Source organism: Actinomadura opuntiae (genome assembly GCF_030283205.1).
Classification (GTDB): Bacteria; Actinomycetota; Actinomycetes; order Streptosporangiales; family Streptosporangiaceae; genus Spirillospora.
The window spans coordinates 218,113-230,836 of sequence record NZ_JASNWF010000001.1; the positions used below are offsets into that span (position 1 = coordinate 218,113).

General features: G+C 75.3%; 14 protein-coding genes. 5 read left to right on the forward strand and 9 right to left on the reverse strand.

Going from position 1 to position 12,724, the window contains the following annotated elements; all coding sequences use genetic code 11:
• Window positions 1-110 precede the first annotated feature (110 nt).
• Complete coding sequence (locus tag QP089_RS01300; RefSeq protein WP_285909259.1) at window positions 111-2,189, reverse strand: molybdopterin oxidoreductase family protein; 2,079 nt, start codon at window positions 2,187-2,189, stop codon at window positions 111-113.
• Between the two features lie 289 nt (window positions 2,190-2,478).
• Here QP089_RS01300 and QP089_RS01305 point away from each other — a divergent pair, with 289 nt between their 5' ends.
• Entirely contained in the window at window positions 2,479-2,970 is a 492-nt protein-coding gene (locus tag QP089_RS01305) for an NUDIX domain-containing protein (protein WP_285909260.1), read from the forward strand.
• Between the two features lie 48 nt (window positions 2,971-3,018).
• Here QP089_RS01305 and QP089_RS01310 read toward each other — a convergent pair whose 3' ends face one another.
• On the reverse strand, window positions 3,019-3,267 hold the full coding sequence (locus QP089_RS01310; protein ID WP_285909261.1) for a metallothionein: 249 nt from the start codon (window positions 3,265-3,267) through the stop codon (window positions 3,019-3,021).
• 188 nt (window positions 3,268-3,455) lie between these two features.
• Between QP089_RS01310 and QP089_RS01315 the strand changes: the two genes are divergently transcribed.
• Window positions 3,456-4,829, forward strand: coding sequence for a nitrate/nitrite transporter (locus QP089_RS01315; protein WP_285909262.1), 1,374 nt, complete (start codon window positions 3,456-3,458; stop codon window positions 4,827-4,829).
• On the opposite strand, the gene QP089_RS01320 is transcribed toward QP089_RS01315, so the two are convergent.
• Window positions 4,777-5,505 (reverse strand): maleylpyruvate isomerase N-terminal domain-containing protein, encoded by a 729-nt coding sequence (locus QP089_RS01320; protein ID WP_285909264.1) that lies wholly within the window; start codon window positions 5,503-5,505, stop codon window positions 4,777-4,779. The genes QP089_RS01315 and QP089_RS01320 overlap by 53 nt on opposite strands.
• A 224-nt stretch (window positions 5,506-5,729) precedes the next feature.
• Complete coding sequence (locus QP089_RS01325) at window positions 5,730-6,167, reverse strand: plectin (RefSeq protein WP_285909265.1); 438 nt, start codon at window positions 6,165-6,167, stop codon at window positions 5,730-5,732.
• A 158-nt stretch (window positions 6,168-6,325) separates the two neighbouring features.
• Here QP089_RS01325 and QP089_RS01330 point away from each other — a divergent pair, with 158 nt between their 5' ends.
• A complete protein-coding gene (locus QP089_RS01330; protein ID WP_285909266.1) occupies window positions 6,326-6,895 on the forward strand; it encodes a TetR/AcrR family transcriptional regulator C-terminal domain-containing protein in 570 nt (189 codons plus the stop codon).
• A gap of 12 nt (window positions 6,896-6,907) precedes the next feature.
• On the opposite strand, the gene QP089_RS01335 is transcribed toward QP089_RS01330, so the two are convergent.
• From QP089_RS01335 to QP089_RS01345, 3 genes are read right to left on the reverse strand one after another with little or no spacing between them, the layout of a single operon-like run.
• Complete coding sequence (locus QP089_RS01335; protein WP_285909267.1) at window positions 6,908-7,564, reverse strand: LutC/YkgG family protein; 657 nt, start codon at window positions 7,562-7,564, stop codon at window positions 6,908-6,910.
• Window positions 7,561-9,048, reverse strand: a complete 1,488-nt coding sequence (locus QP089_RS01340; protein ID WP_446473999.1) for a lactate utilization protein B — start codon at window positions 9,046-9,048, stop codon at window positions 7,561-7,563. Before QP089_RS01340 ends, QP089_RS01335 begins: the two co-directional genes overlap by 4 nt.
• On the reverse strand, window positions 9,045-9,773 hold the full coding sequence (locus tag QP089_RS01345; RefSeq protein ID WP_285909268.1) for a (Fe-S)-binding protein: 729 nt from the start codon (window positions 9,771-9,773) through the stop codon (window positions 9,045-9,047). Before QP089_RS01345 ends, QP089_RS01340 begins: the two co-directional genes overlap by 4 nt.
• A 364-nt stretch (window positions 9,774-10,137) precedes the next feature.
• Here QP089_RS01345 and QP089_RS01350 point away from each other — a divergent pair, with 364 nt between their 5' ends.
• Window positions 10,138-10,341, forward strand: coding sequence for a DUF5999 family protein (locus tag QP089_RS01350; protein WP_285909269.1), 204 nt, complete (start codon window positions 10,138-10,140; stop codon window positions 10,339-10,341).
• 139 nt (window positions 10,342-10,480) lie between these two features.
• Here QP089_RS01350 and QP089_RS01355 read toward each other — a convergent pair whose 3' ends face one another.
• The gene (locus QP089_RS01355; protein WP_285909271.1) at window positions 10,481-11,095 is read right to left on the reverse strand and encodes an alpha/beta hydrolase family protein; all 615 of its coding nucleotides are present in this window, start codon (window positions 11,093-11,095) and stop codon (window positions 10,481-10,483) included.
• A gap of 64 nt (window positions 11,096-11,159) precedes the next feature.
• Here QP089_RS01355 and QP089_RS01360 point away from each other — a divergent pair, with 64 nt between their 5' ends.
• Window positions 11,160-11,576 carry a PPOX class F420-dependent oxidoreductase gene (locus tag QP089_RS01360; protein ID WP_353070380.1) on the forward strand — a complete coding sequence of 139 codons (417 nt, stop codon included), beginning with the start codon at window positions 11,160-11,162 and terminating at the stop codon, window positions 11,574-11,576.
• 2 nt (window positions 11,577-11,578) lie between these two features.
• Here QP089_RS01360 and QP089_RS01365 read toward each other — a convergent pair whose 3' ends face one another.
• Window positions 11,579-12,712 carry a tetratricopeptide repeat protein gene (locus QP089_RS01365; RefSeq protein ID WP_285909273.1) on the reverse strand — a complete coding sequence of 378 codons (1,134 nt, stop codon included), beginning with the start codon at window positions 12,710-12,712 and terminating at the stop codon, window positions 11,579-11,581.
• Window positions 12,713-12,724 lie beyond the last annotated feature (12 nt).

Below are 12,724 nucleotides of genomic sequence, written 5' to 3' on the forward strand. Positions count from 1 at the left end.
CCGCGTGGTGGCCGGTGCCGCCGGTCCGTCCCCGATGTTCATGGGACCGAGTCTGCGAAGAGGCCGTTTCACGGTTGGGTCTCCTTTGTCACCGCCGTGTTAAAAGGCGCTCACGCCGAGATCCGGACGGCGCACGCCTTGAACTCCGGCATCCGCGACACCGGATCCAGGGCGGTGCTGGTCAGCAGGTTCGCGCGCCCCTCCCCCGCCCAGTGGAAGGGCATGAACACCGTGTCGCGGCGGATCGCGTCGGTCACGCGGGCCGCCGCCGTCGCCGCGCCCCGGCGGCTCTCCACCTTCACGTCCTGGCCGTCCTCGATGCCGAGCCGCTCGGCGAGGTCGGGATGCAGCTCCACGAACGGCCCGGCCGCCGCGTCGGCGAGCGCCCGGACCCGGCGGGTCTGCGCGCCCGACTGGTACTGCGCCAGGACGCGGCCGGTCGTCAGGTACAGGGGGTAGTCGGTGTCGACGTCCTCGGCCGCGCCGTGGTGCTCGACCGCGACGAAGCGGGCCCGCCCGTCCGGTGTCGGGAAACGCTCCAGGTAGGGGCGCGGCGTGCCGGGGTGATCCTCCGAAGGGCAGGGCCAGAACATCCCGCCCTCGGCCTCGATCCGCCCGTAGCTGATGCCGGAGTAGTCCGCGACACCGCCCGCGCTCGCGCGGCGCAACTCCCCGAACACCCGCTCGGGGTCGGTGCTCCACTCCCCCGGCGCGCCGAGCCGCCCGGCCAGCGCCGCGATGATCTCCAAGTCGGTGCGGACGCCGTCCGGCGGCGCGAGGGCCCGGCGCCGGCGCAGCACCCGGCCCTCCAGGTTCGTCATCGTGCCGGACTCCTCCGCCCACTGCGCCGTGGGCAGCACCACGTCGGCGAGCCGCGCGGTCTCCGACGGCACGAAGTCCGCCACCACCAGCAGGTCGAGCGCGCCCAGCCGCTCCTCGACGGCCGCCGCGCGCGGCGCCGACACCACCGGGTTCGACCCGAACAGCAGCAGCGCCTTCGGGCCGCCGTCGGTGCCGAGCGCCGACAGCAGCTCGTACGCCGACCGGCCCGGACCGGGCAGCGCGTCCGGGTCGACGCCCCACACCGACGCGACGTGCGCGCGCGCCGCCGGGTCGTCGATCTTGCGGTAGCCGGGCAGCTGGTCGGCCTTCTGGCCGTGCTCGCGCCCGCCCTGCCCGTTGCCCTGCCCGGTCAGGCAGCCGTAGCCGGAACCGGGACGGCCCGGCAGCCCGAGCGCCAGCGCCAGGTTGATGAAGCCGCTGACCATGTCGGTGCCGCGCGCGTGCTGCTCGGAACCGCGCGCGGTCAGGATGTGCGCGCGGTCCGCTCCCGCGAGCAGCCGGACCGCCTCGCGCATGCTCGGCAGCGGGACGCCGGTGATGCGCTCCACCCGGTCCGGCCAGTACGCGTTGACGACGGTCCGGACGGCCTCGAACCCGTTCGTGCGCGCCGCGATGTACTCCTCGTCGACGAGCCCCTCGGCGATCGCCAGGTGCAGAAGCCCGTTGGCGAGGGCGATGTCGGTGCCGACCGCCGGCTGCAGGTGCAGGTCGGCCTGGCGCGCCGTCGCGGTGCGGCGCGGGTCGACGACGATGAGCGCGCCGCCGCCCTCCCGCATCTCGGTCAGGTGCCGCATGAACGGCGGCATCGTCTCGGCCGGGTTCCCGCCCGTCAGCAGGACGGCGCCGGACGCGGCCAGGTCGGTGACGGGACCGGGCAGCCCGCGGTCCATCCCGAACGCCCGGCCCGACGCCGCGGCGGCCGACGACATGCAGAACCGCCCGTTGTAGTCGATCTGCGACGTGCGCAGCGCGATCCGCGCGAACTTGCCCAGCTGGTAGGCCTTCTCGTTGGTCAGCCCGCCGCCGCCGAACACCGCGACGGCGTCCGGCCCGTGCTCGGCGGCCAGCCGCTCCACCTCGGCGGCGATGCGGCCGAGCGCCTCGTCCCAGGTGCACGGCTCCAGCGGCGCGTCGCGGGAGCGGCGCATCAGCGGCGAGGTCAGGCGGTCCGGGACGGTGAGCAGCTCGGCGGCGGTCCAGCCCTTCTGGCACAGCCCGCCCCGGTTCGCGGGCACGTCGTCGCGCGGCGTCACCCGCACCGGGGCGGCCGCGGAGCCGCCGGTGCCGTCGAGGGTCATCCCGCACTGCAGGGCACAGTACGGGCAATGCGTAGGAGTCCCGGTCATGCCAGAAGAGTCCGGCGGCGCCGTTTCGCCGCCGCGTCCCGCGTGTGACCCGGGCGTTAAATGCGCTTCACGCCGCGCGTCCCTCAAGGTCAGGCGCGCACCACCCGCACCACCGGCAATGGTTGACGATCGCGTGTCAAGCGTTGTCGGCGATTGTCAGGGTCCATTCGTCGCCGTCCGGACGATTACCGAACCGGATTCGCGGCGCCCTGGCGATCTCGCGGAGAATGCGGTTCCGGGCCCGCCGCGCCAAGGATCACAAGACGGTCATCCGGCCTAATCTCGGTACATGCCCGACCTTGCTTACTATGCCTCGCTGCCGCGCTCCCGCGGCGCCGCGGCGGCCCTGCTCCTGGACGACCTCGGGCGGGTCCTGCTGGTCAAGCCCACCTACAGCGAAGGCTGGTTCCTGCCGGGCGGGGTCATCGAGACCGACGAGTCCCCGCTCGCGGCGTGCGTCCGCGAATGCCGGGAGGAGCTCGGCTTCGTCCCCCGCCTGGACGGCCTGGTCTGCGTCGACTGGGGCTCCCCGCGCGACGACGGCGTCGACTCGGTCAACGTGTTCGTCTTCGGCGGCGCCGTCACCGGCGCCGAGCTCGAGGCGATCCGGCTGCCGCCCGACGAGCTGTCCGACCACGTCATGGTCGCGCCGGAGAAGATCCCCGAGCTGTCGCCCGCGCACGTGTCGCGCCGGATGGAGCCCAGCCTGCGCGCCCTCGCCGACCGCCGCCCCGTCTACCTCGAGGACGGCCGCGAGCCCGCGTTCGGCGCCCTGCGCTGACCGCACCGCCCGCCCGCCGGGGCGCCGGCGGGCCGGCAGGCGCCGCGCCTACACCGGCGCGGCGTCCTGGATGAGGCGGGCGCCCTCCGGATCGGCGGCGCGCGCGCAGTGGGCGCCGCAGTAGAACCGCCCGTCCACCTCCACGCCGTGCCCGAGGATCCGGCACTCGCAGTGCTCGCAGATCGGCGCCATCCGGGTGATCGCGCACTCGAACGAGTCGAAGGTGTGCACGCTCCCCTGCGCGTGCACCTCGAACGCCATCGCGTAGTCGTTCCCGCAGACCTCGCAGGTCGCCATCGGTCCTGTTCTCCCTCCCCCGCCGCGCCGCGATCACTGACCTACCCCGGCGGGAGCGGCCCCACCCGTCTCACACCGGTCGGGGCCACGCTGTGCAGCGGAGTTATCACGGCCGCATCACCGGCTGCACAAGCGCGAAACCGCGCGCTCCTACGGTCGTACCGCGTCAGAGACCACAGGGAGAACCGATGACCGTCACCACCGAAGCCGCGCGCACCGAGCGCGGCCGCCCGCTCCGCGGCCGCCGGATCGACGACTGGCGGCCCGAGGAGCCGGAGTTCTGGGCCGCGACCGGCGCCCGCGTCGCCCGCCGCAACCTCGTCCTGTCCATCTTCTCCGAGCACATCGGCTTCTCGGTCTGGACGCTGTGGTCGGTGGTCGTGCTGTTCCTCGGCCCCGCCTACGGCGTCGACCCCGCCGGCAAGTTCCTGCTCACCTCCGTCCCGGCGCTGGTCGGGGCGGTGCTGCGGATCCCCTACACCTTCGCCGTCGGCCGGTTCGGCGGCCGCAACTGGACGGTGTTCAGCGCGGCGCTGCTGCTGGTCCCGGCGGTGCTCGCCGCGTTCCTCATCAAGCCGGGCGTGTCGTACTCGACGCTGCTGATCCTCGCGGCGGTCGCGGGCGTCGGCGGCGGCAACTTCGCCTCCTCGATGGCGAACATCAACGCGTTCTACCCGCAGCGCCTCAAGGGCTGGGCGCTCGGCATCAACGCGGGCGGCGGCAACCTCGGCGTCGCCGTCGTCCAGCTCGTCGGGCTGCTCGTCCTCGCGACCGCGGGCAAGGAGCACCCGGGCCTCGTCGCCGGGATCTACATCCCGTTCATCGTGCTGGCCGCGCTCGGCGCCGCCCTCTACATGGACAACCTGACCCAGGTCCGCAACGAGAGGGGGGCGATGCGGGAGGTGTGCCGCGACCCCCACACCTGGATCATGTCGCTGCTGTACATCGGCACGTTCGGGTCGTTCATCGGCTTCGGGTTCGCGTTCGGGCAGGTGCTGCAGGTGCAGTTCAAGGCCGACTTCGACACCCCGGTGAAGGCCGCCTACCTGACCTTCCTCGGCCCGCTGCTCGGCTCGCTCATCCGGCCGGTCGGCGGCCGGCTCGCCGACCGGATCGGCGGGGCGAAGGTCACGTTCTGGAACTTCGTCGCCATGGCCGTCGCGGCGGCGCTGGTGCTCACCGCGTCGCGCACCGGCTCGCTCGCACTGTTCATCACCGGGTTCGTCCTGCTGTTCGGCTTCAGCGGCGTCGGCAACGGCTCCACCTACAAGATGATCCCCGCGATCTTCATGGCGAAGGCGCGGCTGCGGATCGCCGGCGGCGAGGACCCGGACGCGGCCCGGCACGAGGCGCGGCGGCTGTCCGGCGCGCTCATCGGCATCGCCGGCGCGATCGGCGCGTTCGGCGGCGTGCTGGTCAACGTCGCGTTCCGGCAGTCCTTCCTGGACTCCGGCACCGGCGACGCGGCCTACCTGGTCTTCATCGCCTTCTACGCGCTGTGCTGCCTGGTCACCTGGACGGTCTACCTGCGGCGCCACCCGAGGAGGCCGGAGGGCGTCTGACGCCCTGCCGCACCGTCCGCTGCCGCCCGCCGCGCGCCCGGCCGGGCCCCTCGCCGGGGTCCGGCCAGCGCGGCGACCGGCCCGAGGACCGCAGCACGGCCTCCCACGCGTCCCCCGGCGCCAGCGGCAGGTGCGGCACCCCCCAGTGCCACGCCGAAACCAGCACCTCGGGGTCGCGCGGGCGGTAGTCGGAGCCGATCGCGCGGGCCATGTCCCAGGCGTGCAGGTGCCACTCCACGCAGGCCGCGCCCGCGTGGTCGCCGACGGTGTACTTGGTGCCCCGGTAGATCAGGTGGGTGCGGTCCCACATGTCGGGCATCAGGTCGGCGTAGGCCCCGGCCGACACCGTGAACGCCGTGATCCGCTCCGGGCCCGGCTCCGGCGGCAGCACGGCCAGCTCGGCGGCGTTCTGCCGGGCCTGCTGGCGGATCAGCACCGCCGACGCCGCGTCCTGCGCGAACAGCTTGGCCAGCCGGCTGTCCGGCGCGTCCTGCAGGTACTCCAGGAAGTTCTCCGCAACGCACCGCAGGTGCCCGGCCAGGTCGATCAGCTGCCAGTCGGCGCACGGCGTCGGCACGTCCCAGTCCTCGACCGCCGACGCCAGCTCACCGATCGCCCGCGTCCCGTCCTGGTAGGACTCGAGTACGCGGCACCGGTCCGGCGGCGTGCGCTCCACGTGACTTCCCCCCGCGTCCAGGGCACCAGCGCCCTCTCCGCCGGAGCGCGTCCCGCGCCCGCCGCGCGCTGCGGCGGGCGGTGCGGACCGCCCCGGCGTTCCCCGAGAGGGCAGACTCTCAAAGTTCGGTGGCCGGTGCCACTCGGTGGTGCTGTGTCGTTCCACGTCGTCACACGTGGTCCCGGGCCGCCGCCACGGCCCCCCGGCCCGGCGGCGGCGCCCGCTCAGACGGCCGCGGCGGGGCGCGTGCGGAAGCTCAGCCGGTGCGCCTCGCGCGCGGTGCGCAGCCGGTCGACCTCGTCGGTCCACGGCCGCACCGACGGGCGCGCCTTGGCCTTGCGGCGCGCGATCTCCGCGGCGCGGCGGGCCTTGGCGTCCTGCCCGTCGGACACGTAGATCTTCGGGCCCATCGCGACCCGCTCCGCCGCCTCGGCTGCGGCAAGCGCCTCCGTCAGGGCCTTGTCGAAGGCGACGGTCAGCTCGTGCAGCTCCGCCTCGGGCACGCCGCCCCCCTGGGCGTCGCGCAGCGCGCGCTCGGCCTCGCCGGCGGCCGCCAGGCGCGCGTCGTAGTCCGCGGCCAGCCGCTCGTCGGCCTCGTACTGCTCCGCGACGTCCTTGCCCACCCTGCGGATCAGCGGCATGGCGATACTCCTCAAGCTCACGATCTTCATCGTCACGATGGAGGCCAGCGTACGCGTGCCGGTCGCCGGGTGTGGCGCCGGACACCGAAGTCGACGCCTTTACGCAGTAAGGTCACGCTGGTCCGCGGCGGGCGCGCGACGTCCCCGATCATGTCGGCGGCCCCCCGTACGCTTGCCCCATGGTCAGGCAGCCCAGCATCAACGCCCAGCACCGCGCGCCGCTGTCCATCGAGCGGATCACCGAGGCGGCCCTGCAGATCGTCGACGGCCAGGGACTCGGCCGCCTCACCATGCGCCGCCTCGGCGACGCCCTGGAGGTCGAGGCGATGGCGATCTACCACCACCTCCCCCGCGGCAAGGAGCAGCTGCTGGACGGCCTCGTCGCGCACGTCGCGTCGGCCCCGGCCGACACCGGCGCCGCCGCCGGGTCCTGGCGGGACGTGCTGCGCTCCTGGGCCCGCGACTACCGCGCGCGGCTCCTGGCGCACGCGGGCGTGCTCCCCCTCGTCGTCACCCGGCGCAACCCCGTCGCGCTCGCCGCGACCGTCGCGTCCCTGCGGGAGGTGCTGCGGCGGGGCGGCGTCGCCGAGGAGCCCGCCGCCGTCGCCGCGCACACGCTGCTCGGCTACGTGATCGGGCACGCCGCCCTGGAGGTCCGCGGCACGGCGGAGGACGGCGCCGACCGCGCGGTCGACTGGGACGCCCGCTTCGCCGCCGGCCTCGACCTGGTCCTCGCCGGCGCCGGCTGACCCTCCCCCGGCTCAGTCCTCGACGACCAGCACCTCGAGGTGCCGCGGGCCGTGCATGCCCTCCGCCCGCACCATCTCGACGCCGTACGTCGCGGACGGGCCGCTGATCCAGGTGAGCGGGCGGGCCGGGTCGAGCCGCTCCACCGCCTCCGGCACCGTTCCCACGATCTGCTCGGCCTGCACGACGCACAGGTGATAGGCCGGGACGAGGGTGAGGGCGCGCCTGCCCTGCGCCCGGCCGCCGTCCAGGACCACGGTCCCGGTCTCGGCGATCGCGACGGCGCAGCCGGTGACGACGCCGTCCGCTGCGGCGAGGGCGTCCAGGTCGATCGCGGGCCGGTCGGCCATCGCCCGCACCCCGTCCAGCTCCGCCAGCCACCCGAACGGCAGGTCCGCCGGGACGACGATCTGCTTGGCCTCCCGGCCCCACAGAGCGGCGGCGACCGCGGTGGCCAGCTCGTCGGCGCCGACGTGCCGCACCGCCGCCCGGTTGTCCGCTACCCGCTCGCTGAACAGCGCCGGCACGTCCGCCGCGCTCTCCCAGGACGGACCGCCGGCCTCAGCGGCGGCCAGCCGGTGCGCGTAGCGGCGCGGCACCGGCGGGCGCGGGCCGCGCTCGCCGCCGAGCGCGTCGCGGACCCGCCGCAGCACCTCGTCCCGGGAGCTCACCGGCGCCTCCGGGCCCACCAGGCGCGGAAGGTCTCCGGCGGCGGCGCCGGCAGGTCGCGGGCCTCGGTCCACTTGCCGAGCAGGCCGGGCAGCCGGCGGATCCGGCCGCCGCGCGACATCAGCCGCGCCCACCGGGTGCCGCGGCGCAGCGCCGTCTCGTACCGGCGCGGATCGCCCATCGTCCAGGCCAGGCCGCGCATCAGCATCAGCTCGGGGGTGGGGACCGGCCGGTGGCGGCGCGACTCGACCACCCTGCCGCGCAGGTGGACCAGCACCTCGGGGATGTCGATCTTCACGGGGCAGACGTCGGCGCAGGCGCCGCACAGCGTCGAGGCGAACGGCAGGGACGCCTCGGCCGCCCGCTCCACGCCGCGCAGCTGCGGGGTGAGGATCGCCCCGATCGGCCCCGGCAGGACGGGGCCATACGGGCCGCCTCCCGTCCGCTCGTAGACGGGGCAGACGTTCATGCACGCCGAGCAGCGGATGCAGCGCAGCGCGGCGCGCCCGATCTCGTCCGCGAGGGCGTTGGTGCGGCCGTTGTCGAGCAGCACGAGGTGGAACTCGCGGGGCCCGTCGCCGGGGGTGACGCCCGTCCACGACGAGACGTACGGCGTCATCCGCTCGCCCGACGACGAGCGCGGCAGCAGCTGGAGCAGGACCTCCAGGTCGGCCCACGTCGGGACGACCTTCTCGATGCCCGCGATGGTGATCAGCGTGTCGGGCAGCGTCAGGCACATCCGGCCGTTGCCCTCCGACTCCACCAGGACCGCCGTGCCGGTCTCCGCCACCAGGAAGTTCGCGCCCGTGACCGCCACGCGCGCCCCGAGGAACCGCTCGCGCAGATGCAGCCGCACCGCCTCGGCGAGCGCGGCGGGATCGTCGGACAGGTCAGGCGCGGCGCCGGGCAGCCGCCGGACGAACAGCTCGCGGATCTGGGCGCGGTCGCGATGCAGCGCGGCCGACAGCAGGTGCGCCGGCCCGTCCTCGCCGAGCTGCGCGACGAGGTCGCCGAACGCGGTCTCGCGGACGGTCACGCCGGCGCGCGTGAGCGCGCCGTCCAACCCGATCTCCCGCGCGGCCGACGACGTCGACTTGACGACCTCGCGCGCGCCCGTTGCCCGCACCAGGCGGGTGACGACGCGGCGCGCCTCGGCGGCGTCGGCCGCCCAGTGCACGTGGCCGCCCGCCTCGGTGACGGCCCGCTCCAGGTCCTCCAGGTGCCCGTCGAGGCCGAGGAGCGTCTCGTCCCGGATGGCGCGGCCGGCCTCGCGCAGGTCCTCCCAGTCGGCGGGCTCGCCGACCGCCGACCGGCGCTCCCGGATCGTCGCGGTGGCGCCGCGCAGCGCGCGGCGCAGGCCGGTGTCGGCCAGCGCGGACCGGGCGGCGGCGGAGAACTTCGGCGGCGCGGCCCGTGCGCCAGGCCTCGCGGCGGGTGCGCCCTGCGGCGCGGCGGGTGCGGGACGGTCCGGCGGCGCGCCGGTCACGCCGGGCCCGTCCCGGCCAGGATCTCGGCCAGGTGCAGGACCCGGACGCCGCCGCGCAGCCGCGACAGCGCGCCGCCGATGTGCGCGAGGCAGCCGTTGTCGACCGCGCAGACCACGTCGGCGCCGGTGTCGCGGACGTGCCGGACCTTGTCGGCCACCATCGCCACCGACACGTCGGCGTTCTTCATGGCGAACGCGCCGCCGAACCCGCAGCACTCGTCCGCCGCCGGCAGGTCGACCAGGTCGAGGCCCTTCACCGCGCGCAGCAGCCGCAGCGGCCGGTCGGCCACGCCGAGGATCCGCGCGGACTGGCAGGACGGGTGGTAGGCGACGCGGTGCGGGAAGTAGGCGCCGACGTCGGTGACGCCCAGCACGTCCACCAGGAACTCGGTCAGCTCGTAGACGGCGAGGCCTTCGGCGGCGCGGGCGAGCGCCGGGTCGCGGGCGGCCCGCGCGATCCGCGGGTAGGCGTCGCGGACGGCGGCGGCGCAGGACGCGGACGGCGCGACGATCACCTCGGCGCCCTCGAACGCGGCGGTGAAGGCGCGCGCCAGGCCGGCCGCCTCGCGGTGGTAGCCGGTCGTCCAGTGCACCTGGCCGCAGCAGGTCTGGCCCGGCGGATAGGAGACCTCGTGGCCGAGCCGCTCCAGCAGCGCCGTCACGGCCTTGCCGGTCGCGGGGAACAACGCGTCGTCGAAGCACGCGACGAACAGCGCGACCCGCATACCGGCCTCACCCCCACTCGCAAAGCCCGGCCCCCCGAGGGACATCGTAGGGCGCCCGGAGGCGCCGTCCGGGGGAAACGATCGCACACGCCGGCCGGATCCGGGCGGCCCGGTAAGGAAGATCGAACCGGCGGGACGCTTTCCTTCCCGGACGGCGTGTCGTCCTTCGTCCGCTATCGCACGTGAGGGACGCTATGCCTGGCACCTCGGAGTGAGGCGGGTCACAGATCACCGGTTCTCCGGTACCAGTGGACAACCGTCCCAACGGGCTATGGCCGGTGCGGGCGAACCGTTCCACACTGGGGTGCGTCATAAGAGAAAGAACCACGACCGACCACCAGTAGTTGAGACCGGAGGCACGCCGATGTGCCCGCACCAGCCGCCCTGTCCCTCGCACAACGCACCCGACCGCGACGCCGCCCGGACGCTCGCCGCCCACCCCGAGCAGGGGTGGAGCCTGCTGTGCAACGGCGTCGTGCTCTTCGAGGACACCGGCGAGCTGCTGCCCGACGGAGCAGTCATCGCACCGCACCGGCCGACGGACCTCACGGCGCCGTCCGCCGCGTGACCAGTCTCCGACGGGGGACTAGTTCGAACGGGTGATCATCCTCGGGGGCACGCCCGCCCGACCACGACCTCTGGGCCCGCACCGGGCCCAGAGGCGTTCTGTTTCCGGGGCCCTCCTCGCGCCCTTGCGGCGGCCCGGTTCAGCGGGCCGCCCGGGCGGGGGACGCCGCCCAGCGGCGCAGCCACGGCTCCGCCGCCCGGCCCGCCTCGGCCGGGTTCCGGTTCAGGTCGTGCCGCTCCCCCGCCAGCACCGTGACCTGCGCCGCGTCCGCCGCGTCCGGGATCCCGAACGGGTCGCGGTCCCCGTTGACGACCAGCACCTCGACGCCCGCGCCGCGCAGCTCGTCCACCCGGGTCTTCTCCGGCTTGCCGGGCGGGTGCAGCGGGAACGCCAGCGCGACCACCCCGGCGGCGCCGGCGGCGGTCGCGGTGCGGCACGCCACCCGGGCGCCGTTGCTGCGGCCGCCCTGGACGAGCGGGACGTCCCCGAACCGCTCCCGCAGCACCGCGACGATCTCCAGCCACGCCTCGTCCTGCTTGGCGGCCGGGCCGGGCGCCCGGCGGTCGGCGAGCCGGAACGGCTGCATCACCCGCGCCACCGCGCCGTCCAGGCCGAGCGCGACGTCCCGGACCGCCAGCAGGTCGGGCGCCTCCACTCCCCCGTTCGAGCCGTGCGTCAGGACCAGCAGGAACGCCGGGCGGTCCGGGCCGTCCAGGGTCGCCTCGGCGGGCCCGTGCGCGGTCTGGATCTGCATACCCCCACGGTATCCGGCCCGCATGGTCGATGATCTTGTGGGGCACACTGGACGGATGGAGCAGATGACCGACAGTGAATGGCGCGCGTTCGTCTCGGAGGGCACCCGCACCGGGAAGGCCGGCGTCACCCGCAAGGACGGCACGCCCCACGTCACGCCGATCTGGTTCGTCCTCGACGGCGGCGACCTGGTGTTCACCACGCACAACGAGAGCGTCAAGGGCCGCGTCCTGCGCCGCGACCCGCGCCTGTCGGTGTGCGTCGACGACCAGACGCCGCCGTACTCGTACGTGGTGATCCAGGCCGAGGCCCGCATCATCGAGGACCTGGACGAGATGCGCGAGTGGGCGACCGTCCTCGGCCGCCGCTACATGGGCCCCGAGCGCGGCGAGGAGTACGGCAGGCGCAACGCCGTCCCGGGCGAGTACCTCGTCCGCGCCCGGATCACCAAGGTGATCGCGGAACGCGACATCGCGGACTGAGGTCAGGCGCCCTGCCGGTCGGGCGGCGGCGCCTGCGCCGGTTCGCCCATCGCCAGCCGCAGCCGCTCGGCGAAGCTCTCGTGCAGCAGCGGGCCCCACGGGTAACCGTCCGGCACCCGGACGGCGTCGCCGACGACCTCGCGGGCCTCACCGGCCAGCCCCTCGCCGGCGTACCGCACGGCCAGCAGCGCGTACATGTGGTCGAGGGCGCCGAACGCCTCGCCTGCCAAGGCGGGCAGCGTGCCCTCAGTGACGGCCTGCTCCACGACCGGTTCCCACCACAGGTCGGCGGGGTCGGCGGCGTCGTCGGGGTCGTCGCCGAAGTCGCGGCGCAGCCGGGCCCTGACCTGCCCGGCGACGCCCGGGTCGGCGAGGCCGCGCCGCCACACCTCGCCCGCCTCCGTGCCGCGCCCGCGCAGCGGCAGCGTCCGCGCGAGCAGTTCCGTCGCCAGCGGCCCGACCTCGGGGTCGGCGGGCTCGGACGCGTCGCCGAGCGCCGCGCCGAACGCGCCGACGGCCTGGTCGAGGTAGGAGATGCCGAGCGCGACGGCGAGCCGCGCGTAGGCGTACGGGGCGCCGTCGGGATCGATCAGCCGGAGCCCGGCGGCCAGCACCCGCTGCGCGCGTGCGGGCTCGCCGCGCTCCAGCAGCCGCTGCGCCAGGTCGTGCGCGGCGGGCGGCCCGTACTCGGCGTCGCCCGTCGCGACCACCGCCTCCCAGTGCCCGCGCGCCTCCTCGAAGTCGCCGGCGTCGTCGGCGAGCCGCGCCAGCGCCAGGTGCGCGGGCGGGAGGTAGGCGGGGTTGCCGAAGTCGACGACGACGCGCCAGGCGGGCGCCGCCTCCTCGTGCTCGCCGGCCCGTTCGTGGGTGAGCGCGAGGTGGTAGGCGGCGCGGGGCCCGTACTCGGGGTCGCCGGTGGCGATGGCGGCCCGGTCGGCCTCGCGGGCCGCCTCGACGTCCCCGCCGTCGTCCAGCACGACCGCGAGGCCGAGCGCAGCCTGGGCGCGGCAGGGGGTGTCGCCGAGCGCGAGCACCCGTTCAAACAGCAGCGCGGCCTCGCGGGCCGCGCCGTTCTCCGCGAGGCTCCGCGCCTCCTCGCACAACAGGGCCGGATCGCCGGCCGCGGACTCGCTCATCGGTCTTCTGCC